Raw genomic sequence first — 26,532 nt, 5'->3', positions numbered from 1 at the left:
CTTACCCCTACTCCATCGTCAACTGCGTCTCTGTCGTGCGGCTTTAGTAAACACGTCAATATATTGTAGATGTCCTTGGGGAAAAACGACGTTGAGAGTAAGCGGATCGCTGGTATCGCGAATATCTCCAGGTCCTTCGATGACTTTTAACTCTGGTTCGGTTTTTAATTTCAATGGTTTGCGGTTTTTTACCTCCCCAGCACTACTATCGACATAAACAATAACGTTGCCCCGTTCGAATTCGCGACCTATTAATTGAATCAATTCTAAAAAGCCGCGATCGCTGCCACCTCGTCCGAATGTAAGTTCTCCGTCTTTTTCTTCAGCAACGCTAGTCACCGTATCCCCTACGCCAACTATGGTAGGCATAATTTGCGGATCGAAGTTTTCTCGCACGATCTCGATCAATTCTGACTGCTGGTGAGGAGCTTGTCGAGCGTTAAAATCCTTGCCCAAAGGATAATTACCAGTGCGTAAATGATAGTAATGGTTTAAGACAACCAGTACTCCCACTTCCTTAATTGCACCCCGCAGCATAAATTGAAAATCGGTCGTTCCCGAATCTTCGCCATTTGCCCAGCGAATAATTTCTTTGCCTTCTTCGTCTCTTCCTAAATTGGGAGCATAATGAACGAAAAAAGAATCTCCCAGACCTTGCTGTCGTGCTTCATGCAATAGTTTTTCTACTATACTTTGTACTTCTCGTTGCAGTTGGCGATAGTTTTCAGCAGAGAGAGCTTCGTAGAAGACATTGAGGTTAGCCGTAGGAGATACTTGATTATCCAACACTGCTGCCTCAACCCACGATTGTATCTGACTGGTTGCTAAACCGTATCTTTCTTCGACCAGTATTTGCTTTAAATGAGTAGCGAGCTTTTGGGGAACTGCAGCCAAGAAATCCATTTCTGCATCACTGACCCCTGGATGAGTCACGTTACCATAACGATCTTGCCACTGTACGCCGCCAGCCGCTAAGCCTGGTAAATACAAACCCTGTCGTTTGGCAATTTCAGGAGTTCCAAAGGTTTTTTCGACAATGAGATTTACACCTCTTTTGCCGATATGCTCGCCGTTAGTTAAAACGAAAAAATGACCATCGAAAGCTGTGGTTGCCTCTAAATATCTTGCTTCGACAACTCTAGTTAACGGGTCTTTCACCAAACCCATACACACGCCATCGAGATCCTGAATAATTAAAATGTTTTCTCGTTGAGCCAGTAGTTGGGCTAAAGCTGCGTGTTCTAGAGATAGAGTGAGTTGATCTAAGGAAGTGTTGGCAACAGACATGATTGTAAATATTTAAGATTTCTGCACGATCGCTCTCCCTCAAATCTACCTTACAAGGGTTAATCTGTTAAATGCGAATGTTGTAGTTAGTAGTTTAGTAGCGTTAACAATTACCTACTAACCACTAACCACTAACCTAATGCCTAACTTATGCAGTTTGCTCGGCTAGTTCCTCTTTTTTAGCCGAACCTTGAGTTCCTAGCTGAATCAATTCGACTTTGTAGCCATTAGGATCTTCAACAAAAGCGATGACAGTGCTGCCGTGTTTCATCGGTCCTGGTTCGCGACTGACTTTGCCACCCAGGGATTTAATTTTTTCGCAAGTGCCGTAAATGTCATCTACTCCTAGCGCGATGTGTCCGTAAGCATCGCCCAGGTCGTATTTATCTACGCCCCAGTTATAAGTAAGTTCGATCGCAGGATGGGTAGATTCATCACCATAGCCGACAAAAGCCAAAGTGAATTTACCGCCAGGATAGTCTTTTTGGCGCAAGAGTTTCATACCCAAAACATCGCAGTAAAACTTAATTGATTTTTCTAGATTGCCAACTCTGAGCATCGTATGTAGCATTCTCATGGCGATTGTTTCTAACTCCAAAAATTTACTATTTTTTTATGTTTATAGGCTATCGTAAATAATAATAAAAGCAATTTAGCTGCAATTTCTAAATTGCTTTTCCAGCAAAAAAAATTGTATTGTCGAGCAACCAACTCTGAGAGGACTAGTACGAGAGACACCAGACAGTCACAGCTTGAGATATCCCAAAATTGATTTTTCTCCATTTGCTAAGTGACTTTTAAGAAATACGTCTTAAGCTACTGGCGGTTTTTTATTGAAAGCCTCACGTAAGAAACCGTACTCATAACGCTATGTTAAGATTTTGTTTTAATTTGGTATTTAAGTATAAGTAAGTCGATCGACATTATTATTTATTATTTATAGATTTTTATTTTAGAAGCCTTGCTGGATCTAAAATTATGACTAAATCCCTAGAAGATAATCGACCGCCCAACCCCGACCCCGATCAAGATAATCGAGTCAAGCGTTGGTGGCGAAAGATAAAACCCACGCCCAAACAAGCGACTATTGGTATAGCAGCGATCGCAGCATTGTGTGCTTTGGGCTACTGGGGAATTCAAACTTTAGTCAAAAAGAAACTGCCGCCGTTTTTAGAAACCCAGATCGGCAATTTTATCAATCGCCCCATCGACATCGGCGAGGTCAAAAGCTTTTCTTTGGGCGGCATTACCTTTGGCGAAACTACTCTACCCCCAACCCCAACCGATCCGGATAATCTCAGCGTTGAAGAAATTGACATTGATTGGAATTTGTTCCCCGTAATTTTTCGCCGCACTCTACCCATCGATTTTGGTTTGGTACGACCCGAGGTCTATGTAGAAGAAAATGCCGATGGTGAATGGTTAAATCTAGACTTTTTGCAAAGCGATGGTCAACAGCGAGATCTGCCAATTGATTTCAATATCGGCGCAGAAATTGAAGAGGCAGATATTACCGCCGTTCCCTACAACCAAAAGCCAATTGAAATTACAGTCGATGGTAGCGGACGCTTGAACCAAAAAGAACAGTTAATTGCCTACGATCTGGATGCGACTATTCAACAAGCTACAGCCATTATTCAAGGCGAGACAATTTTAGAAACTGGCAAAAGCGATACCAAGCTTTTAGTAGAAGATTTAGCTTTAGCTGACTTGGCGACACTAATTCCCAATTCTCCAGTCACTCTCGATAGCGGTGTTTTTAATGCGGATTTAGATATCGATATTCCCTCCTTTGAAGAAATTACTTCGGCAAATGTGGAGGGCACGGTCAGTTTGCAGAATTTAGCGGGAGAGGTAACAGAATTAGACGCACCCGTTGAGGCGCGATCGCAGTTAGATTTCTCTGGTAGAGAGGCTCAAGTTACCAATACTCAAGCTAGTTTGGGGGAAATTGTCGCCCAGGTTGCAGGAGAAGTCAATTTAGATACTGGTTACGATCTTAATATAGAGGTGCAGCCTTTTAATCTGGCTAGCATTCCTCAGCCAATTACAGCCCAAGTACCGGTAAATTTAGTTGGTGAAGTTACCGCTCAGCTACAGCTACAGGGAGCGATTAAAGAACCGATGTTGACTGGTAAGTTTAATAACACCAGCACTTTGGTTGTTGCCGATACCCAATTCGAAACCGTTGCTGCCGACTTTAGTGCCGATCTCAGTCAGATAGTTTTAGAAAATTTTCGAATAACTCCCGTCGTTGGTGGAGAAGTTACTGCCCAGGGTGTTATCGATACCAGAATTAAACAGGCTTTAGAAGAAGAACGCGAGATCGATACGGCTCAGATGCCTGTAAATTTTACTTTTCAGGCAGAATTACCTACCGAAGAACTGGCGCGACCATATTACCAATTTCCCCAACAAGTTACCGTAGGAAATCTCAATGCTAGTGGTGTAGTTGAAGGTACGGTAGCCAAACCAGAAGCAGTAGTAGACTGGCAAATTCCCCAAACTGAAACTGCAGCCGAACCTATTTACGGATCGGGAGCAATTTTATTTGCCAATAACAAATTATGGTTGCGCGACACCAACCTAAACATCGGCGAGGGAGAAGTCGAAGTTGCCGCCGAAGCCAACATCAACAACAAACAATGGCAAGCAGCGATCGCTGCAGACGAGCTCTATTTAACTCCGTATTTATCTCAATTTGCCAACCCCAACCTCGATTTAAATCGTCCTATTGCTTTGAGTAATGCCGATGTCGAACTAAGCGGCAGGTTAGACCAACTCGATCCGAGTAAAATAATGGGCACAGCCCAACTGCAACTAGCTATCGACGGGGGCGAGGTAACGGTAGATAGTGAGTTAGAGGAGGGAAACGTTCGAGCTACGGCGACTACCGACAGTATTCCTTTAGACAATATAGTAACCAGTCTTCCCGTAGAAACTATCGTGCGATCGGGTAATATCACTTTGTCGGGGCAACTAGAGGAATTACTATCTTTTGCCGAAAATCCCGACCTCAATAGCTTTACCGCCGATGCCGATTTGCAATTAGGGGTCGATGGCGAAACCGTATTGGTTGACAGTCAAATAGAGACGGGTAATTTACTAGCTAACGTCAGAACTAGCAGTATCGATCTCAACCGCCTTGCCCCTGCTTTACCCGTTCCCGCTACCCTGGACTTTAGCAATATCGATCTTGCCGCTAGGTTAGAACAGTTATTGACCTTTGCCGAAAATCCCAACTTAAGTAGCGTTACCGCCAATGTCGATGCCGATCTTACTGTCGCCGAAGGTAGAGTTGATGCGATCGCCAATTTAAATGACAATCAGTGGCAAACAGATATCGAGGCGACGGATATCAGTTCTGCTTTACTATTAGAACGGTTTGCTCCTGAGAATCTCTCTTCGGTAGAGATAGACGATATTAACGCTCAGGTAGATTTATCGGGGGATATAAATCCTTTAATTAATAACGAAATTAACGTTCCTGTAGCCGTCAACCGCGCTTTAGTGACGACAGGAGAACAAAGTCTCAGTGCTAACGGTAATTTTATTCTCTCGGAAATTACCAGCAATCTCGATATCGCCGATGCTAACTTTGACGTCGCTGCTAACATCGATTTCGATCGCCTACCTATAGACCAAATTATCGCTCAAAGTACCCAAAATAACCAATTAATTGCCGATAGCGTCAATCTCAGAGGTGATGCTGTTTTTGATGGGCAATTTCAAGGTCAGAACTTGATTTCTGCCCCTGCCGAACCAGGTAATGTGGTTTTAACTGGCGATTTGCGCTTAGAAGACTTAGCCTTCAACGATGTCGTATTCGATCCCGTGCTGACAGGGGATGTAAACGTCAGAACGGGTGAAATCATCGCTCTGAACTTACAGGGACAACAGGACGTTATTGCCGCTACTGCAGTACCCTGTACTAGAGATGACTGTCAACTTCCCTACATCCCTACTAGTTTAGAATTTCGTCAGGGAGAAGAAACCGCCACCCCAGTAATTGCTACGGGGGACAGACAGGGAGACGTTTTCGACCTTAATATTCTCAATTTTCCCCTAGCCATATTAAATCTTGCCCCAGGAAAAGCCGCAGGTATTGAGGGTGCATTAGATGGTACAGTGACGGGAGACGTTGCCTTTAACTTGTATAATTTTGCTACCGATGGTGAAATTGCGGTAGAAAGTCCCGGCGTGGGTTATATCCAAGCCGATCGCTTTAATGCCGATTTTGCCTACGAACCCGCCCAAAATTTAGCCGAGATTAGTTCTGCTACCCTCGTTCTCGATGAAAGCCGCTACAACTTGAATGCTGCTTTAAATCTACAGACAGGGGCGATCGACGGTAGGTTAGGCATACCCGAAGCTTATATTCAAGATATTTTGACCACTTTTCGTTGGTTCACTATCGAAGACCTGACTAATTTATTTAATACTCCCGATTTTGCAAGCGTCGATGCAGTTCGACCCGCTCCAGAAAGAGAAACTGTAGATGAAGCGATCGCCGAAAAACTACTAAAACTACGCCGTGCCGTAAATCGCTTGCAGGAAATAGCCGCCGCCAGAGAAGCCGGAGGAGTACCGACTCAACTAGACATTCGAGGCAGATATACGGGAGAAGTTAGTTTAGGAGGTACCATATCAACTCCCGAAGCAGATTTTAATGTGGAGGGTAGTAGTTGGCAGTGGCAACCCCAACCGGCTTTTGTTAGCATTGTCGAACCTTTAGGATTAGTTAAAGAAGAAAGACAGTTCCTCGACATTCCCGGACTGCTAATTAGAGGAAATTTGGAAGGAACGACAGTAAATTTAGAAATCGCTCGACTCCAAATACAACAAGCAGTCTTCTCGTTAACAGGACAGCTATCACCAGAACGCCAAGATGCCGAGTTCCAAGTCGAAAATCTTACGGTAGATAATATTGCTAACTTTGTCGAGTTACCTGTAGATGTGTCCGGTAGAATCGATGCTACAGGTACTATAGAGGGAACTCTACCTTTGCCTGACATAGCAGGAGAGATCGCGTTTCGGGACGCTGCCTTTAATGGTAGTCTGTTACCGATGGCGATTGTAGGGGAATTCAATTATGGAGGCGAACGTTTAGAGTTTGCAACTACTCAACCCGAATCAATTCAAATCGCCGCCAGCATTCCCTATCCGATCGTCGCCGGACAAAACGATCGCCTTACTGCCGAAGCAGAATTAACTACCGATGCCTTCGAACTTTTAGGTGCATTTAGCCAGGGTTATTTGACTTGGATTGGCGGTAAAGGAGATGCACGGTTAGAAGCTAGTGCCCTTCTGGATTTAGACCGCGAACCGGTATTTTACAATCTCGATGCTGACGGCGTAATTAATTTAAACCAAGCGGAAGTGGCACTAGAAACGCCCTTTTTCTCCGCACCTTTTCAAGGTAGCGGTGAGATTACTATCGATGACCAAATTGTCACTGTCGAAACTCTCAACGGTACTTTTGCCGAAAAGGATTTGGCGATCGCCGGTTCGTTACCAATCCTCACCGCAGTTAATAATTTAGAACAGCCTCTTGCTGTAGATATTCCCCAAGGGGAAATTGAAATTGAACAGTTATACGAAGGAGAAGTAGCAGGAGAAGTTATAGTAACGGGTGCGGCACTAGAACCAACAATTGGTGGTGAGGTTACTTTGGAAGATGGTACGGTATCCATCCCCAAGAATGATACGACTACGGTAGAACAGGTCGTCAAACTTAAAAACGATGGTATTGTTGCCGCTACTAGTCCCGTCATTAGTGAAGATGCCACGGAAAATGTTACGAAAAGCACTAACGGTAATGGTGGGACTAACGACAATAATGGCTCGTCCTTTGTCACCGCATTAAATGATTTTCAAGTCAACCTCAATGATATCGGTATCAGACAGACTCCCATTTATTATTTTGAAATTGCTGGAGATTTAGCCCTCGATGGAACGGTAGACCAACCCAGCAACATCATTCCTGATGGTACGATAAACCTAACAGAAGCTAATATAGACTTGCTAGGTAGTAGGTTTTTCCTAGCAAAAAACCGCAAAAATACTATTGTCTTTACTCCTGACGCGGGACTATTTAATCCCTATCTGGACATCACGATGCAAGCTGAGATTTCACAACCCGGAAATTTCAGCTTGCTGGAGGCCGGAGAAAACGAAATTAGCGATCCTCTTTCTGAAACGGGTAATACCGATCTGATTACGATATTTTTAAATATAGATGGAGAAACTCAGGCAATATTACCAGACTTAGGAGAGGCAAATGCTTACTGTACTATTCGTCCCAACAACACTCCATTAGCTGAAACTAGCCAATATTACACTCAAGATGAGCTAGAGCGTCTGACAACCTGTTTTAACAACGTTGCTTTGCAAGAAGACGACCTTCAACTAGTCAATTCTCCTGCCGTCGAACTGACCAGTATTCCATCTCGCCGCCAGGCATCAATTGTCAATCTACTAGGGGAACAGTTCTTAAACCTAGCCGAACAGCTAGAAAATGCTAGCCAAGACGAAATATTCGATCTGGGAGTCGGTCTGTTTGTCATCGAACCTGCCAGAAGGAGGATAATGAGTTCATTTGACAATCAAGTAGTCAGCATCGGTCAAGAAATTGGCTTGGATTATCTCAGAGTTTTTCCCTTTGTAGAAGGAATCTACGAACTGAGTGACAATTCCTCTTTACGAGGAATTTTTCGATATAGATTCAGTGGACTAGAATTTACTGGCGCAACAGAACAAGTTAGCAGCGAAGGCAGAATTGAATATCAACTGAGATTTTAACGTTTGATGGTCGATCGCCCATTGGCAATCGACCATCAACTATCGACTATGAACGAGCAACAAATTAGCTGTGTACGGGTTCGGGAGGATTAGTGGCTGAAGGACGGCGAGAAATGACGCGATCGATCAAACCATATTCCTTAGATTCTTCAGCAGACATGAAAAAGTCCCGTTCGGTGTCTTCGGCAATTTTTTCTAACGGCTGTCCCGTATGGTCGGCTAAATGTTGGTTGAGCTTATTTTTAAGATAGAGAATTTCTTTAGCTTGAATTTCAATATCGGTTGCCTGTCCTTGTGCGCCGCCTAGAGGTTGGTGAATCATAATCCGAGAGTTGGGTAGGCTCATTCGTTTGCCTTTTTGTCCCGCACTGAGTAGAAAAGCACCCATGCTAGCTGCCAAGCCAATACAAATAGTACAGACATCGGGGCGAATTTGATTGATGGTATCGAACATACCCATTCCAGCAGATACCGAACCACCAGGGGAATTGATGTAAAGATAAATATCTTTTTCGGGATCTTCTGCTTCTAAAAAAAGCAGTTGCGCTACCACTAAATTGGCAATTTCGTCAGTAACCTGTTGACCGAGAAAAACTATTCTTTCTCTTAGTAGACGAGAGTAAATATCAAAGGCGCGATCGCCGCGTCCCGAAGTTTCGATAACGGTAGGAATCATGCAGTTTTATCTCTATTACAATTTTTCTAAATTGTAACTATAATTAGCAAACCCTGGAAATTGCGGATCTCCTCAGCTATCGCTCGAAAATAGTCGCTTCAACTTGGGCGATCGCAGTTTCTAAATCTTGATTGACAATTTGCACGTCAAACTCATCCTTAGCAGCGAGTTCAGTTCGAGCGATGGTTAGACGTTTGGCAATAGACTCTTCGGAATTTTTGCCTCGGTTTCTAATTCGACGTTCTAATTCCTCTAAAGAAGGGGGTAAAATAAAAATTCTTAAAGCATTAGGAAAACTCTGAGCGATCTCCCTCGCTCCGGCTAATTCGATTTCTAATAGCACCAATTTACCCCGTTCGATCTGTTCTGCTACTTTAGTTTTCGGAGTACCGTAATAGTTTTCAGCATACTTTGCCCATTCTAAAAATTCCCCTGCGGCGATCGCTTCCTCGAACTCGGATTTACTGAGGAAATAATAATCTTTTCCTTCGACCTCGCCTGGTCTAGGTTGTCTGGTAGTAGCAGAAACAGAGAGATAAATTTCGGGATGGCGTTGCTGAAGGGAGCGCACGATCGTCCCTTTGCCCACTCCACTAGGTCCGACAATGGCAATTAGTTTACCTGTTGACATTCGAGAAAATTTTAATTGACGTTGGTGTGAGCATCTTTGTCGATAACAAACCGATGAGCCACTGTTTCTGGCTGAATTGCCGATAACACTACGTGTCCGGAATCGGTAATAATTACCGCACGAGTCCGACGACCGTAAGTTGCATCAATCAACTGTCCTTTTTCTCTAGCTTCAGTGATAATTCTTTTAATTGGGGCTGATTCGGGACTGACTATGGCTATAATGCGGTTAGCCGAAACTATATTTCCGAAACCAATATTAATCAATTGAATATTCATGGTCATTGACTGAGTCAATCTACAGCCCTAGTAATTTAGAAAATATAGTTCTAATATTATAAATAAAATTCTTTATTTACAAGCAAAAACCGATCTATAACGAGTCTATTTAAGTATTTTTTAGCTTTTTTTCGGTTTTTCTGCTCAAAATAAATAAATTTGTAGTTAGAATAACATTTACTAAGCAAAAGCTAGCTCTGTTTGGGAACGACAGAGTAAACTGTGACTCGATGGCGCCGATCCTAGTTTGAAATTCTCATGCAATCTGTTGACTATACAACTCTGATGGCTTCCCGTGCCGAGTTAATTGACAACCGGGTACCATCTCGCCTCGAACAAGTGTATCAGCGCGATCGCTTTACCATTGCTCTGGCACTACGTACTCTTCAAACCAAATTCTGGTTGACTATCTCGTGGCATCCTCAAGCCGCCAGAATCAACATCGGCGATCCACCACCACGACTGCGAGATACTTTTAGTTTTAGCGATCGATTAAGACATCAGCTCAACGGACTGGCACTAATTGACTTAGCAGCGGTTGCTCCATGGGAAAGAGTTTTAGATTTACAATTTGCTCAACGTCCTGGGGAAAAGCCTCTGTGGCATTTATACGTAGAAATTATGGGCAAGTACAGTAACGTAATTCTAACTGATGCCGAGGGGCAAATTATTACTCCTGCCCGTCAAATAAGCTCGAGTCAATCGAGGGTTCGTCCCATTCAAACAGGACGAGAGTACGAACTTCCTCCTCCCCTTATGGGAACCCCACCCAAACTAGAAGAATCTTTCGCAAGTTGGCAAGCCAGAGTCAGTCTCATTCCCGGGAAGCTCAAGCGACAACTAGTCAACTCCTATCGCGGCTTAAGTCCCAAAGTAGCAGAAGAAATAATTTATGCCGCCAGGCTATCTCCACAACAACTTACAGAACAGTTAGCAGATGCAGACTGGCAAGAGCTATTTAGCTACTGGCAACGCTGGTTAGAAACTCTAGCCACAGGAAAGTTCGATCCTGGTTGGTCGAGCAATGGCTATACAGTCCTGGGTTGGCAAAAAACCAAAGCAGCCAAAAATGTTCAAACTTTGCTCAATCATTACTACCAAAACGAACTAAACCGCCAACACTTTCAACAGCTACACCATCAATTACACCAAAAACTCAATAGTCTGCTCGAGAAATTAACCCGCAAGGCCGATACCTTTCGTCAACGCTTGGCACAATCAGCAGATGCCGATATTTCACGCCAACAAGCCGACCTATTGATGGCAAATTTGTACCAGTGGCAACCGGGAATGAACTCTATTACCTTGTCTGACTTCGAAACGGGCGAGCCAGTTACAATTAAGCTTAACCCCGAGCAAAACGCCGTTGCCAATGCTCAAGCTCTCTATAAAAAACATCAAAAACTCAAGCGTGCTAAAGATGCGGTCAGACCGCTATTAGCAGAAGTAGAGTCCGAAATTAACTATTTGCAACAGGTAAAAACCGCTCTCGATCGCCTAGAAAACGATTGGACTTCTACCCAGGACGAGACAAGCGATCGCCACCGGGAAGATTTACAAGCCCTGGAAGAAATTCGCCAAGAACTAATTCAACAAAAATATTTAGCTTCCGAACGTCAAGCAGATAATCGTCAGGATAACCAAGAATCTCAACCCCATCGCTACACTACACCATCGGGTTTTGAACTATGGATCGGTCGCAATAATCGTCAAAACGATCTGTTAACTTTCCGTACCGCCAACGAGTACGACCTTTGGTTTCATACTCAAGAGAGCCCTGGCAGTCACGCTTTGTTACGTTTGGAACCTGGAGCAGTTCCCGATGAAAAAGATCTTCAGTTTGCTGCCGATTTTACAGCTTATTACAGTCAGGCACGCCAAAGCGATCTAGTTCCTGTAGTTTATACCCAACCCAAATATGTCTATAAACCCAAAGGTGCTAAACCTGGTATGGCAATCTACCAACATGAAACTGTAATCTGGGGTCGCCCTCAAACGGTATCGTCATCAAAGGTAGTGGTCGAGGCTTAATTTTAAGAGTAGCTAAAATCCACGAGCTGCTACTTGCGATCGCTCTTTACTCTTCTAGTTCCCAGATTTCAGTTAATTTATTACGCATATTTTCAATTTGCTGTTGGCATTTCGGTATGGTGACCAGGCGAACGTCTATTTCTAAAACGTTATCTAATCTAGTTGTTTTCTCCCAAACCTTGGTTTCTGCATGAGAGCGTTCTTCGTAACGAAAAGTTAATATTCCGCGATCGACATCCAAAACTTCCACATTTTTAATCCAACCTTTGCTGCTTTGAAGGTAAAGCCAAACATTAGGCTGACCTATGAGTTCTCTGAGCTTGTTTTCCATAACAATTTATAATTTTTAATTAATCATACCAGAGATAGATTTATTATTTTTTAACGCTCTGTAAATACTAGACCCTGGTGATAAGCTTGAAGGCATGGTTGAGTCTAAAACTCGAGCGGCAACCGCTATAAAACAGAAAAAATTGTCGAGAATTTTCGAGATTAGCATCATAGCTCGATTATTATCTTTATGAGTTTCAACACTGGCATAATTTAAATGAGAGAATTGTATCCGCCCATCGAGCCTTACAATCAAGGCAAATTAAAGGTTTCTCAGCTACACACCATCCACTACGAAGAATCGGGCAATCGTGACGGTAAACCAGTCATCTTTTTGCATGGAGGTCCTGGAGGCGGAATTACTCCGATGTATCGTCAATATTTCGCTCCGCAACAGTGGCGCATCGTTATCTTCGATCAAAGAGGTTGTGGAGAGAGCACGCCTTATGCTGAATTAAGAGAAAATACGACCTGGGATTTAGTCGGGAATATAGAAAAACTAAGACAACATTTAAATATTGACAAGTGGGTAGTGTTTGGTGGCAGTTGGGGCAGTACCCTAGCTTTGGCATACAGTCAAACCCACCCCGATAGTTGCAAAGGTTTAATTTTGCGCGGCATTTTTATGTTACGGCGCTCGGAAATACGCTGGTTCTATCAGGAAGGGGCGAGTAATATTTACCCCGATGCTTGGCAAGAATATCTCAAGCCAATTCCTCTAGAAGAACGTCACGATTTATTATCGGCTTTCTATAAAAGACTAACCAGCGAAGAGCGAACTACTCGTTTACAAGCAGCACGAGCATGGGCAGTTTGGGAAGCCAGTACTAGTAAGTTATTGCCTTCTCCTACAACTATCGAACGGTTTGGTATGGCAGAATTTGCTGAAGCTTTTGCTCGCATCGAGTGTCATTATTTTGTTAATAAGGGCTTTTTAGCACGGGAAAATCAGCTCTTAGAAAATGTCGATCGCATTCGTCACCTACCTGGAGTAATCGTTCAGGGAAGATATGACGTAGTTTGTCCGATGATTACCGCTTGGGAACTACATCAACTATGGCAAGAGGCTGAATTTATCGTCGTTCCCGATGCCGGACATTCCATCTCCGAACCAGGTATCCAACACGCTCTTATAGAAGCTAGCGATCGCTACGCTCAACTCTAATCTGGAAATTGCCAGACAACATTCGGAGTTGTAGACTTTAAATAACAGATCGATTAATCATAATGAACTTAGATAGATACAGCAGCTTTTACCTTTGTCCGAAGCCGAATTGTGGCGAATCCGAATGCAGGCAGCAAGAGCCTTGGGTAAATTTAACAACTCTCAGGCGGTCGCCGCAATCAATAAGCTTAGAGAAGTCCGAGACTATAGTGTCGTCGGTGTGGTACTAGAAGCCTCAGTTTAAGCAAACGACTCTATCTAAGTTTCGACCCATTCTTTTGCCTAATCTCAAGTTAAATAAATTTAGCCTCAACAGACAGTATTCTGCATAAAGATCGGTTTTTGATAAAATCTTAGAGAAACATTAAAAAATATTAACAAAACTTTAAATGAAGTTATTAGTAGTAGGTGCGACTGGTACCTTAGGCAGACAAGTAGCACGAGAGGCTTTAGATAACGACTATGAGGTGCGTTGTTTGGTGCGCAATCTTAATAAAGGAACATTTTTAAAAGAATGGGGTGCAGAATTGATTAAGGGGGATTTGTGCGCTCCAGAAACTTTAATTCCTGCCTTAGAAGGAGTAGATGCCGTGATTGATGCGGCTACCGCTAGAATTACCGACAGTCTTAGTATCAAGGAAGTAGATTGGCAAGGAAAAATTAATTTGATTCAAGCTGTCCAGGCTGCGGGAATCGAGCGATATATATTTTTTTCAATTCTTAACTGCGAACGATATCGCGATGTCCCACTTATGGATATCAAACGCTGTACCGAGTTATTTTTAGCAGAATCCGGTTTAAATTATACAATTTTAAGACCTTGCGGTTTTATGCAGGGTTTAATTGCTCAATATGCGATTCCCATTCTGGAAAATCAGGTTGTTTGGGTAACGGGAGAAAGTACTCCGATCGCCTACATGAATACCCAGGATGTTGCCAAGTTCGCCGTTCGTGCTTTAGAAGTACCCGCCACAGAAAAGCAAACATTTCCTGTAGTCGGCTCCAAAGCTTGGGGAGCCTATGAAATAATCGATCTTTGCGAAAGACTATCGGGAGAAAATGCCAAAATTTCTCGCGTATCGCTTAATGTATTGGGTTTGATGCGTCGCATCAGTCGTTTTTTTCAGTGGGGACAAAACACGGCCGATCGCCTTGCTTTTGCCGAAGTATTAGCTAGTGGTCAACCGCTAGATGCATCGATGGCAGAAACCTATCAAGCTTTCAACATCGATCCCCAAGAAATGACTACTCTCGAACAATATCTGCAAGAATACTTCAGTCGCATCATGAAAAAACTTAAAGAAATCGACTACGAAAAAAATAAAGGCAAAAAGAAAAAAGCGACGAAACCCTATCGCAATCAATTTTGAAAGTCTGAGGCAGAAATAGAAACTACAAAAACATTTCCGAACTCCGAACTAATCGTCCGCGGTTTAGACCGTCAATTCTTGCAGGATGCGATCGAGTGCACTAAGTGCTGAGTCAGGACTGGTTTGGCTGTATTCGGCAATTGTCCGTTCGATTACTTTGAGTTCTTCACGAAGACTATTTAAACTATCTTGTAGGGGTTGCAAGTTTTCTTGGCAAAATTCACTTTTAGATTTGAGTGCGGCAAGCTCTAAGTTTAGCTGTTGGCAATTAGCTTCTTGCTGCTGGATTTCAACCGTAAGCTTGGCTTGGCGTTCTTCACGATCGGTTATTGCTGTCTCGAGTTGCCTAATATTCGTCTCGATTTGAGTAATCTCTCGCTCTAAGTGTTGTTGTTGCTCTAGTAATTTTTGCTGTTGCTGCTGTAGACTCTGTTTGATTGGTTCTAAGTCGATTGCCGTTGATTCGACCTCCGAATCGATGATTCCCTGACGACGTTTGAGAATTCGCGTATGCCGCAGCAAGATTTCATATCTTTCTTTTAAAGAGCGACGCTGACCGATTAAAGTTTGGTCTAACATTTTTTTGGCTTCTTTTTCATCAGCTAACTCTTGCTCCAAGGTCAAACGCTCGAATTCTTGGGCAACTGCTACTTTCGCCTCTAGATCTTCAACGGCTTTACACTGCCAACTTAGTTCCTCTTCTTGATCGCTAACAAATCGAGCGACTTTTTCCAAATCTTTTTCAAGATTCTCGACAATTTTCACGAGGTCGGGTAAGGGAATATTTTCTAACGCTTCTATATCCAGTTTTTGTCGCTCTCGCTCTAATGTTTCTAAGTCGGGCTCTCCAAGAGTTTGTAGCATCGTAGTGTGAGATTGTGTCTGAGAATTCAAAAATTTAGTTAATTCTCGTTTTACTGCCAGAGATTGGCGTTCCTTTTGGAGTTGCCTTTCGGTTTCGGCGATCGAGACGGTTAACGATTCTAATTCTTGTTGACTGCTTTCTAGTCTAGATTTGCCTTCTGTGAGTTTCTTTTCGATTTCTTGGATATCTTGAAGATACTGTTCTAATTTTTGCCAACTAGGGAAGAAGTTTCCTTGCTGAACGTTAGCTGTTTTAAAAGCTAAATTAAGTTGCTCTTTAATAGCATTACTAAAATCTAAGGCAGAAGATAGAGCTTGTAGTTGTCCTCGAATTTGAGTGGTTTGGGCTTCATCTAAAATTTTAGACTCTTGAAACTGCTGCAATTGCTCTTGTTTTCCTTGGAGTTGCACCCACGCTCCTGATAACTCTTTTCTTTTAGCCTCAATCTCAGCTTTAACTTGTTCAATTTCTGCTTGAGCCTGAGAAATCTCGAGACGCTGTTGCTCTAAACGCTCGAACTCTTCTTCCATTTGTTCTAGGTGTTCGAGGCGAGTTTCCATTTCAAGCTCTCGCCTACTAAGTTCTTCACTTTGAATCGTAAGTGATTCTTTCCATTGTTCGATTTCTTGTTCTTGATTTTTAGTTTTTTCTAAAAGCCGAGTAAATCCCAATAAAATGCCCACAATTCTTTGAGAAGCAGATTCTGGCTTACTCAAAACTTGACGATTTACTCCTAGATTGACGATTACTAAAGCTCCATCACCAAAATCATTAGCTTCTTCAAGAGCGACTGACTCGTTGGCGGTGACAACACTCCAAGTCTGGTCGTTGCGTTGACAAGCTAAAAGTTTGAGCTTTGTCGCTACTCCACCTATAAAGCCTTTGCTTTGCTTTTGTATTTCTGCCAAATATAGCACGCTTGTCTTCCTCTTGAATTTTCTGGCGTTGAAACTTAAAAAAATTAGATTTTCTAGTTTGCGATCGATTCTGCTTTTCGGTAGTTAAGCTCTGAGCAAATATCCAAAAGATTTGGTCGACAAAATTAATAATGAAACATTGAATTTTTAATAACAAAATTTATCCTATAGTTAATAGTTAGTAGTATAACTACTATTTTTCCTCTCGAGCGATCGCTCGAGAGCGACTCGGTTTTTATACGTCTAGCATAACCATCATCAGAATTGGTTGCCAAGGGTTTTTAATAATGTCGTCTGTTCGAGGTTTTTAGCAGCCAAATTCAACAAAAACCACGAGATATTCAGCGAACCGATTGGACAATAAATGAAATACATTACAGGTAAAATTAAAAATAAATATTTCTAACTAGTTAAAATTACGCAACTCAAACTAACAAACTTATTTGGTATGGGTAAAAACCGTAGGGTACGTTTTTTAAAATTTTTTTAAAATTAATGCTCGATTGAAAGACTCAAATGAGCCAAGCAATCACGAATAAATGCCAAGTCTCATTTAGCTCGATTCGAACTATGTAGTAGGCAAATTCGCTCGCTTTTAGCTAGTTAGATAGTTTTATAATTTCTCTTTACAATTATTTAAACAAATGTAGCTTATTACTCTAAATTTAGCGATCTGATAAACATCGTCTATGGGTTGAAGGTTGAAGTCCGCCAAAAAACGTTTACTCGAGAATTAAGCAATATCATTGTGGAAAATTAATGGGCAGTTAGAATTTTAGCTCTTACAGTTCTCTCTTACTAAAGAGAACGACCTAGTGGCGATTGGCAAGAAAGTAGAGTATATTCTGAAGCGAAGAGTTTAAACTAATTTCTAAATTTACCGATTTTTCGGGTAGCCTGAAAGATTTAAACTTACAACTCTGTTGAGATATCGGCCAGATGAGGAACGCCTAATTAAACAATAATAAACTATTATTGTAGTATCTTGCTAAAATCTTGCTATATCATTTATTTACAGCGTGAACTTGGTTTTAGTAGAAAACTATTTAAGTCTCAACCGAGTTTGAGATTAGCTATAGCGACGAGTGACCAAATTAACAGGAGTAAAGAATGACAAAGCAACTAAATTAGTAAAGCTATTTTGCCAGACAAGAGCTCAACAAGTAAAAAAACGTACATTATTTAAATTTGTAAGTGTAATAGAAGTCAGGTAAATAAACAATGGTCGATCTAAATAACAGACGAAATGCAGCCTTGGCTGTCAAAAATTAGACTAATAGGAAATAAGTGACTATAAATAAATAAGTAAGAAATAACAATAATAGTTGACCCACGGTGAGAAAAGAAGGCGATTGGCAAAGCGTCTTCGTAAGAAGATGGCATGTGGGAGGCAAGCTCCCACCTTCTAGCCGTTCATCGCCTCCGCTGAGGAAGCCTCCACAGTTTGTGTCGCCTGTTTAGTTGAGAAGGAGCTATCTCTTCGGGAAACCGCAAGAGTTCATACACCCCGTCTTACCACCAGGCTTCGTATTGTTTTAAAAAGTGAGGCGTTCATAAGTCCGTTGGTTGTTGAGCAATGAGGTTCTAGCACTCGGCATTGCGAGATGACCTCCCATCGAAGCACAGTTAGTAGACTGCAAAGTAAACTTTAAAATCAAGTATGATTTCTGGCAATTAGCGTGTTATGAGCAAAGTTCTAGTCGTGGAAGATAGTTTGGCACAAAGACAGATGATTTCAGACCTACTCAAAGGTAGCGGTCTTAATGTTACCGTTGCCTGTGATGGAGTAGAGGCATTGGAATATCTAGAGAAATTCAATCCTGACATCGTAGTAATGGATATTGTTATGCCTAGGATGAACGGTTATGAACTTTGTCGCCGTCTCAAATCGGATCCTAAAACTCAAAAAGTTCCTATAGTTATGTGTTCTTCTAAAGGCGAAGAATTCGATCGCTACTGGGGGATGAAACAGGGAGCAGATGCCTACATCGCCAAGCCCTTTCAACCAGTAGAGTTGATTGGTACTGTCAAACAACTTTTGAGGGCATAAAAAATCAATCGTTTCTCTAATTTGAAGTCAGAATTTTACTCGCTAGACAAAGCAGTTTGGACAGGGAACCTAGAAAAAATTGACCAATAGTATTTCGGAGTCATCTATGGAAGACACTTTAGATCTTTCTTTGGAGCTAAAACCATTAGAAAATCCACAAGGCGAACTTCATCTGAGATTCTTTTTAGCATCTGGAACGGAATTTGCCTTACCAGCAACTAGTATTGTCGAAGTGATGCAGCAAACTCCCGACTCAATTGCTCCTATCCCCAATGCTTCTCCATTATTTTTAGGGGCGATTAATCTAAGAGGAAAAGTTATCTGGGTAGTAGATTTAGGGCAATTTTTCGGAGACAGCGGCGAACTTAATACTGACAGACCGATGATTCCCGTAATTGCGATCGAAGATCGAGATAGAGTATTGGGCTTGGCAATCGAAAAAATTAGCGATGTGGAGTGGTTGGATGCAGATGAATTAAAAATGCATTGTCCTCCCTCGGAAAATATGGCTCCTTTTATCTCGGGTCAATGGCAGAGCGATCGAGGGAGCGGCAAACTCTTAAATTTATTAGAAACATCGGCAATATTTCAAGCTTCAAGGTGGGCAACTTGGGAAAATGCCAAATAACCTTTCTATTTATATTTAATATCTAAATCAATCTAATTATCAAAGCTCTGTTTAATAAATTATTAGCCATTAAAACTTAGAAGCTCACCGTAGAAACTTTGCACGAACGAAAAATCTAAATTAACTCGGTAAGAAGCATATGGCATCAGGAACTAATTATTCACAAGTATACGAACAAGCAGAACAAGCATATTCACAGGGAAATTTTACCCTAGCAGCAGAAATAATCGATCGTTTGGCTGATGAATTTCCCGAAGATCCTAATGTCTTATTGCTAAGAGGTCATATTTACTGCTATGGCTTTCAAGACTACGATACGGCACGACAACTGTATGAAGAAGTTTTAAAACTCAGTGAGGAACGAGATTTATTAAATTTTGCCTACGACGGTATAGAAGCAGCCCAGCAGCTTCAGCAACAATCGGCTGAATCGGAAGTAGCTTTTGATGAAGATGATTTCGATTTAGAAGCCAATAGCTCGATGGGAAGTGATTTCGCCGAAGTAGAGCCAGAGTTTGATGAAAACTTCGATTTCGAAGTCAACAATTTCGTTTCAGAGGTGAGTGATGACGGGATAGAGGATTCAAATTCAATGGAAAATCCCTTCGCAGCAGAAAACCCAGACATTTCAGAGTTATCCGATACAGGGTCGGATGCTTTCGCTGAATTTGATGCGATGACAGAAAATTTCGCTGAAAGTGAAAATTTTTCTTCTGACTATTTAGAAGAAAATCACAATGGGTCGCTCTCTGAAATAGATCTGCTTGAGGGAGATTCAGAAGATAGATTCGCTTTTAGTGACGATGAGGAAAATTATCGCGATCGCCACAGCGATGAACCGGAAATGGAAACAGCTTTGTCCGAACCTTATATCGAAGATGACGATGAATCCGCTCCGGGAGGACTAGAGGCAAGGGACGAACTAGATGCTCAAGGTGAATTAGAATTTGATGAAATTGACAGTAGTTTCTTCGATTTAGAAGAATTAGAACAAGGACTACCAGACACGGGACTGTTTAATGTTACTGACGAATCTGCAAATACAGATCTGGTAACTTCTAGTGTAGTAACATCGTCTGAAATAAATTCTGTCAGCTCGATTAAGACAAGTGAAGATAGTAGTAATAGTAGCCTTAATACATCGCCAAATTCGCAACTCAAACCCCAGGTAGACATCAAACAGGGAGCTTTAGCCGGTTTCTTGAACGCTCCAATACAAAAAAAACAGTTAATCATAGCTGGAGTTACCGGAGTAGTAACGACACTAGCAGTCTTGGGAATTGGTGCGATCGCAACTAGAGTACCTGATGAGGCAGACGAAAATAATTTTGCTTTGAGAGCTAGAAATAGCTTTGTGATGTCTTTGGTGGGTGGAGTTGCCAGCTTTGGAACGGCAGCGGCTATTGGTAGCGTTACCGCCAAACAAGTACAAAGAGCCAGTCAAGATTTACAATCTCAATTTGATGATGTTTATCGGGGCAATCTTAATGCTAAAGCAACTGTATATTCACAAGATGAGTTGGGTCGGTTGGCTGATGGCTTTAATCGCATGACACGCGTAATCTCAACTACTACGCAAGAAGCTCAAAAAAGAGCCGAGGAGACCGAACAAGCAAAAGAGGATTTGCAGCGTCAAGTAATTCGCTTACTAGATGACGTAGAAGGAGCGGCGAGGGGAGATTTAACCGTACAGGCAACAGTAACTGCCGATGTATTGGGTGCAGTTGCCGATGCCTTTAACTTGACGATTCAAAGTTTGAGAGAGATTGTTCGTCAGGTAAAAGAGGCAGCAGAACAGGTAAACCAGGGTTCTACCGATAGCGAATTGTTTGCTCGCAATCAGTCTAGCGAAGCTTTACGAATGGCAGAAGAGTTAGCCGTAACTCTCAACTCAGTCCAGATGATGACCGAATCTTTCGAGCGGGTAGCCGACAATGCTCGGGAAGCTGAAGAAGTCGCTCGTTCTTCTTCGGTAACGGCATTAAAAGGGGGTAAAGCAGTAGAAAGTACAGTATCGGGAATTTTTCAAATTAGGGAAACCGTATCGGAAACCGCTCGTAAAGTAAAAAGATTAGCCGAAGCATCCCAGGAAATTTCGAAAATTGTCTTGTTGATTTCGCAAATTGCCGAAAGAACCAATCAATTAGCTCTTAATGCCTCAATTCAGGCAGCCAAAGCTGGTGAAGCTGGTCGTGGTTTTGCGGTAGTTGCTGACGAGGTAAGACAATTAGCGGATCGCTCGGGTAAATCTCTTAAAGAAATCGAACAGATCGTACTGCAAATTCAAAGTGAAACGGGTTCGGTAATGACAGCGATGGAAGAAGGAATTCAAGAAGTAATCGACGTTACCAACAGAGCAGATCAAGCTAAAACCGCTCTGGAAGATATCATTCAGGTGTCTAACCGTATCGATACCCTAGTGCGTTCGATTACCGCCGACACCGTCGAACAACGGGAAAATTCTCGCGCTGTGGCACAAGTAATGCAGTCAGTAGAATTGACGGCTCAGGCCACTTCACAAGAATCACAGCGAGTTGCTGGCGCGCTCCAAAGCTTAGTGGCGATCGCACGCAGCTTACTGTCTTCTGTAGAGCGTTTCCGTATTGATAAAGAGGAATAATCCAGCTCAAAAAACTAGTTGAGACGATTGCCTACTTTGGTCATGCTTTATAAAGCGCTCGGAATTGGTATAATCTCCTAGAAAATTCGCAAGTTCTCAACAGACAATTTGAGCTACTATTGCCGAAGTTTGACACTAATCTTTCTAGGGAAACCAATGGCCAGTAAAATAACTTCTAAAAGCGGGATTCAAATTTGGTTTCAACGTCTAATTGCGGCCGTTTTTTTAGCAGGACAGGTAGTAGTTCATTTACTGAAAGCTAAAGGTAATCCCCGTAATATTCGCGAACAGATGGCAGTAGTCGGTCCCGATTCGTTGACTATCGCTCTGATTACGGCGGCTTTTGTTGGTATGGTATTTACTATTCAAGTAGCGAGAGAATTTCTCAATTTTGGTGCGGGACAAGCAGTAGGAGGAGTTCTGGCACTAGCTCTGACAAGAGAATTAGCTCCTGTATTAACTGCAGTGGTAATTGCTGGTAGGGTAGGCTCGGCTTTTGCCGCCGAAATTGGAACGATGCGAGTAACCGAGCAAATCGACGCTCTCTACGTCTTAAAAACCGATCCCATCGACTATTTAGTTATCCCTCGCGTTATTGCTTGTGCTTCGATGCTGCCGATTCTGACGGTAATTTCTCTCGTGACGGGATTGTTTGGCGGACTGATAATTGCCACGACGCTATACGATATTTCCCAGACGACTTTTCTAGAATCAGTTCGGAGCTTTTTACAGTTTTGGGACTTGTGTAGTGCTTTAATCAAGTCGGTTATTTTTGGAGCATTAGTAGCAACAATCGGCTGTAGCTGGGGCTTAACTACTACGGGAGGAGCAAAAGGAGTGGGAGAGTCTACTACTACTGCAGTAGTGACGGCTTTACTTGCCATTTTTATTTTTAATTTCTTTCTATCTTGGTTGATGTTCCAAGGTGCTGGTCGAGACTTACTTAACTAATATCGATTAGTCTTAAGATAGGAGCATAAGCAAAAAACATTCGACCAGCAAAAAACAAGGTGTTTGCATGGCAATTCCAACAAAAACGACCGAAACTCAAAAGCAGATCGAACTATCTCCGAGCTATAAAATTCCCTGGTTTTTAATTATCGTGGCAATTCCTTTAGGCTGGCTTAATTTCTGGGTTGCTGGAGTAATTGCTCTATTTGGCTTATTTTTAATGCTTCAAACCAAAACCATTCGACTTCAATTTAGCGAGAAGGCTTTAAATATCTATCGTTCGGGAAAGATAATTCGTAGTTTTCCCTATAGTGATTGGTTGAATTGGCAGATTTTTTGGCAGCCAGTTCCCATTTTGTTTTATTTTCGTGAGATTAATAGCATTCATTTCTTACCGATAATTTTCGATCCCGAGACTCTAACAGACTGCTTGGAAAAATATTGCCCACCAAAACAATAATTATTTAAAAAAAAATCTCCTGCTTACTTTAGTTGTTAATTCTTGTTAGCGATGAATTCCGAATTTTCTCCTATGCCCGAATCAGATACCAATGAAGCAAACGAGTCAACTGAAAACATAATCGAAGCGACAGACAATACCCCAGAGCCACTTCCCGATATTTGGTTGGACGAAACAGAAACCTCTAAGGACGCTGAAATTCAATCAGAAGCAGCGTCGGTGGAAACAGATGCTGAAGGCGGTGGACACAATGCCATGTCAGCAGAACTGGTAGATGATGCTGAAGTTTCAGAATTTGAGCCAACCGAGACAGAATTGAGTTGGGAAGGATTGAGTGACGGAAGTGATAATGACGAAGGCAAACCCGAGTTATTTACCGATCGCTGGTTAGATGAATCCGAATCTACTAGCAGTGCTGAAGCCAAGCCAGCCGAGACAATTAGTGTCGAGCTGGATGAACTCAAACAACAAAAGCAAGCTTTGCTAGCTGAAATCGAGGCTTTATCCGCTCAAAAAGAAGAAATAGTTCTGCAACAAGTAAAAGAAGTCCAAAAAAATATCGGACAGCTAGTAGAAGAGGGCATGAAAGAACTTAAAGAACGTAAAAATTCTTTACAAATTGAAATTGAGAAATTAGAACGCCGCCAAGAACGCATTCGTCAGGAAATGCGTAAGAACTTTGCTGGTGCTTCCCAAGAACTAGCAATTAGAGTGCAGGGATTTAAAGACTATCTGGTCGGTAGTCTACAAGATTTGGCGGTTGCTGCCGAGCAATTAGAATTAAATTCTGCTGTAGAAACGAGAAAGCCTCCCAGAGAAGGGCGGGTGAGGGTTAGAGAAAGCAGACAGAGAAAAACTCCATCACAATCTCCTCAACCTCTTCAACCTCAGTTCGCCGAGCAGGCATTTGCCCAACAAACCAGGCAAATTCGCGCCATTTTAGAACGCTATCGTACTCGTCCGGATTATTATGGTTCTCCTTGGCAACTACGCCGTACTTTCGAACCAATTCATGCCGAAAAAGTGCAAGAATGGTTTTTTGCTCGCGGTGGTAGAGGAGCAATTCAAGGTATGAACAGCCGCTTGCAAAATATTCTCATTGCTTCGGCAATCATTTCGATAATTCGCCATCTCTATGGCGATCGCTGTCAGGTTCTGGTTTTAATCGATACTCCCGAAAAGTTAGGCGAATGGCGTAGGGGACTACAAGACTGTTTGGGAATCTCTCGCAGCGATTTTGGAGCCAATCGAGGAGTAGTGCTATTCGATTCGGCTGAAGTGGTAGTACAAAGAGCCGATCGCTTGCTTAAAGATAAACTGCTACCACTAATTATTATTGATGAAACTGAAGAGTTAGTTAACCTTTCTTTACTTAAATTTCCCTTGTGGTTAGCATTTGCTCCCGATCCTAAATCGGCAAGTTCTAATTACCTGTATTAATTTATTAATTTGTAACGTAAGCTTGTTTGTTTCTCTATGCCGATAAACTAAGAGTTAGAGGACAATTGGCGGAAACTTGGTATGTTGACTACTTTAGGCTTGATTTTTTTATTAGTTATTGTGGCTTATTTACTCGGCTCGCTCCCTACCGGCTATATAGCCGCACGTTATTTTAAAGGAATCGATATTCGAGAGCATGGTTCTGGTTCTACTGGGGCGACTAATGTATTGCGAGTTGTAGGCAAAAGGGCGGCGCTCGCCGTGTTGATAATCGATTTGCTCAAAGGGACGAGTGCTGTTTTGTTAGTATATTTGGTTTATACTCTATCTCCAACAGCAATATTGCCTGCAGACTGGCATCCTTGGTTGGTCGCCATCGCCGCTTTAGCAGCGCTCGTAGGTCATAGTAAATCTATCTGGCTCAATTTTACAGGAGGAAAATCGGTAGCTACTAGCTTGGGAATTTTATTGGCGATCGAGCCACTGTTAGGACTGGGAACTCTGACTACTTTTATCCTAGTACTGGCTGTCTCGCGGATCGTCTCTCTTAGTTCCATTGCCGGAGCGATCGCAGTTAATCTTCTGGCGATCGCCTTAAATTTACCTCTGCCCTATATTCTCTTTACCGGACTTGCAGGAATTTATGTAATCGTACGCCACAAGTCGAATATTCAACGCCTGCTTGCGGGAGAAGAACCGCAAATCGGGCAAATGCCAAAAAATCTCTAGGTTTAAAGATTTAGCTATTTAAAGCGATTGACGATCGCAGCAGACTCAATATTGAAGCCAGAAGAATGGGTTGCAACTTTTGGGTAGTTCGGACTTAAATAAGTTAGTGAGGAAAACTTTAATTCATCACTGACCATATTTGTTTTGAATAAAGATTTTAAGATAGTAACTTTAAAAAAGGGGACAGAGCGAGCTGTTTGGTTTTCCCAGAAACTACGACTGAATTTATCATTCAATCCCATTACATCAGCATTAGTTTCTCTATCACTAGCAACAATCGCTCTTTCCTTTGCCGCTATTTTTATCAAACTTAGTGAAGTCGAAATAGGTCCTAATGCCACCGTTTTCAATCGTCTTTGGATTGCCACTATTGTTCTTTGGCTATGGCAAGAATTAGCTCGGATTCGACAATCCCCAGAAGCTCATATCAGTAAGTCTCAATCCTTTACTTCCACCTATCGGGAAAAAGGATTGTTAATTTTGGTAGCTATAGTTTCGAGTACCTCGGTGATGTTTTGGGCTTGGTCGATAACTCAAACTAGCATTGCTAATTCGACAGTATTGCGAAACTTAACGCCGTTGTTTACTAATCTTGGTGGCTGGCTGATTTTCAATGAGCGTTTCGAGCGCAAATTTATCCTGGGAACTATTTTAGCAGTAGCGGGAGGTATTGCTCTTGGCTGGGGCGACTGGAAAGCTGATGAGGAAATGTTAATGGGAGATGGATTGGCGTTGCTGGCGGCGATATTTTATGCGATTAATCTTCTAATTATTGGTAGTATGCGCGGTAAATTCGATACGAAAACTATTTTGCTCTGGCGTTGTGGTTTTGGAGCTTTATTTGTATTTCCTCTAGCCTGGTTTGGCGAAGGTAGTTTGTTTCCCGATTCTTGGCAAGGTTGGCTAATTGTAATTGCTCTTGCAGTTGTTTGTCAGGTTATCGGACAAGGTTTATTAATTTACAGTCTCAAGCAGTTTTCTTCTAGTTTCGTGGCAATATTTTTACTATCAGAACCAATAATTACCGCCATACTCGCTTGGATTATTTTCGATGAAAATTTAAGCTGGTTTAATGGAATTGTTTTTGGGTTGATTTTATTTGGTATTTATTTGGCTAAGTCGAGTAACTCTTCAGTAAAAACTGCCTAATATAAAATCTCTCAGGTTAATTTAGGGCTTGCTGAACAAGCCCAGGATAACTGAAATATATGAATTTGGAGGCAGTAGGAGACTATTCAAATCTAAGAAAAATTGGAATAATCACTGAGAGGATGTCTGAAAAGTATAAGATTAAGCCAGTCTT

General features: G+C 42.1%; 20 protein-coding genes. 13 read left to right on the top strand and 7 right to left on the bottom strand.

The annotated features are described in order from the left end of the window. Positions 1–18 precede the first annotated feature (18 nt). Positions 19–1,287: a glucosylglycerol 3-phosphatase gene (stpA, locus tag ACLFKQ_RS13415; protein ID WP_449000281.1), complete on the bottom strand. Its 1,269-nt coding sequence runs from the start codon at positions 1,285–1,287 to the stop codon at positions 19–21. Between the two features lie 148 nt (positions 1,288–1,435). Beyond that, complete coding sequence (gloA, locus tag ACLFKQ_RS13410) at positions 1,436–1,864, bottom strand: lactoylglutathione lyase (protein ID WP_449000356.1); 429 nt, start codon at positions 1,862–1,864, stop codon at positions 1,436–1,438. 401 nt (positions 1,865–2,265) lie between these two features. On the opposite strand from gloA, the gene ACLFKQ_RS13405 reads away from it, so the two are divergent. After that, positions 2,266–8,088: a translocation/assembly module TamB domain-containing protein gene (locus ACLFKQ_RS13405; RefSeq protein WP_449000280.1), complete on the top strand. Its 5,823-nt coding sequence runs from the start codon at positions 2,266–2,268 to the stop codon at positions 8,086–8,088. A 64-nt stretch (positions 8,089–8,152) separates the two neighbouring features. On the opposite strand, the gene clpP is transcribed toward ACLFKQ_RS13405, so the two are convergent. The 3 genes from clpP to remA all read right to left on the bottom strand — a co-directional run bounded on the left by clpP (position 8,153) and on the right by remA (position 9,673). Next, positions 8,153–8,764 (bottom strand): ATP-dependent Clp endopeptidase proteolytic subunit ClpP, encoded by a 612-nt coding sequence (clpP, locus tag ACLFKQ_RS13400; protein WP_449000279.1) that lies wholly within the window; start codon positions 8,762–8,764, stop codon positions 8,153–8,155. 76 nt (positions 8,765–8,840) lie between these two features. Further along, positions 8,841–9,395: a guanylate kinase gene (gene gmk / locus ACLFKQ_RS13395; protein WP_449000278.1), complete on the bottom strand. Its 555-nt coding sequence runs from the start codon at positions 9,393–9,395 to the stop codon at positions 8,841–8,843. A gap of 11 nt (positions 9,396–9,406) precedes the next feature. Next, on the bottom strand, positions 9,407–9,673 hold the full coding sequence (remA, locus tag ACLFKQ_RS13390) for an extracellular matrix/biofilm regulator RemA (RefSeq protein WP_449000277.1): 267 nt from the start codon (positions 9,671–9,673) through the stop codon (positions 9,407–9,409). A 258-nt stretch (positions 9,674–9,931) separates the two neighbouring features. On the opposite strand from remA, the gene ACLFKQ_RS13385 reads away from it, so the two are divergent. Next, entirely contained in the window at positions 9,932–11,704 is a 1,773-nt protein-coding gene (locus ACLFKQ_RS13385; RefSeq protein ID WP_449000276.1) for an Rqc2 family fibronectin-binding protein, read from the top strand. A gap of 46 nt (positions 11,705–11,750) precedes the next feature. Here the strand turns inward: ACLFKQ_RS13385 and ACLFKQ_RS13380 are convergent, their stop codons facing one another. Beyond that, positions 11,751–12,035 carry a DUF6679 family protein gene (locus tag ACLFKQ_RS13380; RefSeq protein ID WP_449000275.1) on the bottom strand — a complete coding sequence of 95 codons (285 nt, stop codon included), beginning with the start codon at positions 12,033–12,035 and terminating at the stop codon, positions 11,751–11,753. Positions 12,036–12,251: 216 nt separating this feature from the next. Between ACLFKQ_RS13380 and pip the strand changes: the two genes are divergently transcribed. The 3 genes from pip to ACLFKQ_RS13365 all read left to right on the top strand — a co-directional run bounded on the left by pip (position 12,252) and on the right by ACLFKQ_RS13365 (position 14,569). Next, positions 12,252–13,199: a prolyl aminopeptidase gene (gene pip / locus ACLFKQ_RS13375; protein ID WP_449000274.1), complete on the top strand. Its 948-nt coding sequence runs from the start codon at positions 12,252–12,254 to the stop codon at positions 13,197–13,199. 94 nt (positions 13,200–13,293) lie between these two features. Further along, entirely contained in the window at positions 13,294–13,443 is a 150-nt protein-coding gene (locus ACLFKQ_RS13370) for a hypothetical protein (protein WP_449000273.1), read from the top strand. Between the two features lie 145 nt (positions 13,444–13,588). Then, a complete protein-coding gene (locus ACLFKQ_RS13365) occupies positions 13,589–14,569 on the top strand; it encodes an SDR family oxidoreductase (protein ID WP_449000272.1) in 981 nt (326 codons plus the stop codon). Between the two features lie 63 nt (positions 14,570–14,632). Here ACLFKQ_RS13365 and hmpF read toward each other — a convergent pair whose 3' ends face one another. Next, positions 14,633–16,351, bottom strand: coding sequence for a pilus motility taxis protein HmpF (gene hmpF, locus ACLFKQ_RS13360; RefSeq protein WP_449000271.1), 1,719 nt, complete (start codon positions 16,349–16,351; stop codon positions 14,633–14,635). 1,684 nt (positions 16,352–18,035) lie between these two features. Between hmpF and ACLFKQ_RS13355 the strand changes: the two genes are divergently transcribed. The 8 genes from ACLFKQ_RS13355 to ACLFKQ_RS13320 all read left to right on the top strand — a co-directional run bounded on the left by ACLFKQ_RS13355 (position 18,036) and on the right by ACLFKQ_RS13320 (position 26,378). Continuing rightward, positions 18,036–18,401: a response regulator transcription factor gene (locus ACLFKQ_RS13355; protein ID WP_449000270.1), complete on the top strand. Its 366-nt coding sequence runs from the start codon at positions 18,036–18,038 to the stop codon at positions 18,399–18,401. Between the two features lie 106 nt (positions 18,402–18,507). Further along, positions 18,508–19,029, top strand: a complete 522-nt coding sequence (locus tag ACLFKQ_RS13350; protein ID WP_449000269.1) for a chemotaxis protein CheW — start codon at positions 18,508–18,510, stop codon at positions 19,027–19,029. A gap of 139 nt (positions 19,030–19,168) precedes the next feature. Further along, positions 19,169–21,649, top strand: coding sequence for a methyl-accepting chemotaxis protein (locus ACLFKQ_RS13345; protein ID WP_449000268.1), 2,481 nt, complete (start codon positions 19,169–19,171; stop codon positions 21,647–21,649). Positions 21,650–21,805: 156 nt separating this feature from the next. Next, complete coding sequence (locus ACLFKQ_RS13340; protein WP_449000267.1) at positions 21,806–22,600, top strand: MlaE family lipid ABC transporter permease subunit; 795 nt, start codon at positions 21,806–21,808, stop codon at positions 22,598–22,600. 67 nt (positions 22,601–22,667) lie between these two features. Continuing rightward, positions 22,668–23,060: a DUF3119 family protein gene (locus ACLFKQ_RS13335; RefSeq protein ID WP_449000266.1), complete on the top strand. Its 393-nt coding sequence runs from the start codon at positions 22,668–22,670 to the stop codon at positions 23,058–23,060. Between the two features lie 51 nt (positions 23,061–23,111). Beyond that, positions 23,112–24,500: a DUF3086 domain-containing protein gene (locus tag ACLFKQ_RS13330; RefSeq protein ID WP_449000265.1), complete on the top strand. Its 1,389-nt coding sequence runs from the start codon at positions 23,112–23,114 to the stop codon at positions 24,498–24,500. Positions 24,501–24,581: 81 nt separating this feature from the next. After that, complete coding sequence (plsY, locus tag ACLFKQ_RS13325; protein ID WP_449000264.1) at positions 24,582–25,229, top strand: glycerol-3-phosphate 1-O-acyltransferase PlsY; 648 nt, start codon at positions 24,582–24,584, stop codon at positions 25,227–25,229. 144 nt (positions 25,230–25,373) lie between these two features. Beyond that, the gene (locus ACLFKQ_RS13320) at positions 25,374–26,378 is read left to right on the top strand and encodes a DMT family transporter (RefSeq protein WP_449000263.1); all 1,005 of its coding nucleotides are present in this window, start codon (positions 25,374–25,376) and stop codon (positions 26,376–26,378) included. Positions 26,379–26,532: the final 154 nt, after the last annotated feature.

The sequence above is a fragment of the Myxosarcina sp. GI1(2024) genome (assembly GCF_053543375.1).
Note: the sequence above shows the minus strand (reverse complement) of the source record. Positions and strands in the feature narration are given on the sequence as shown.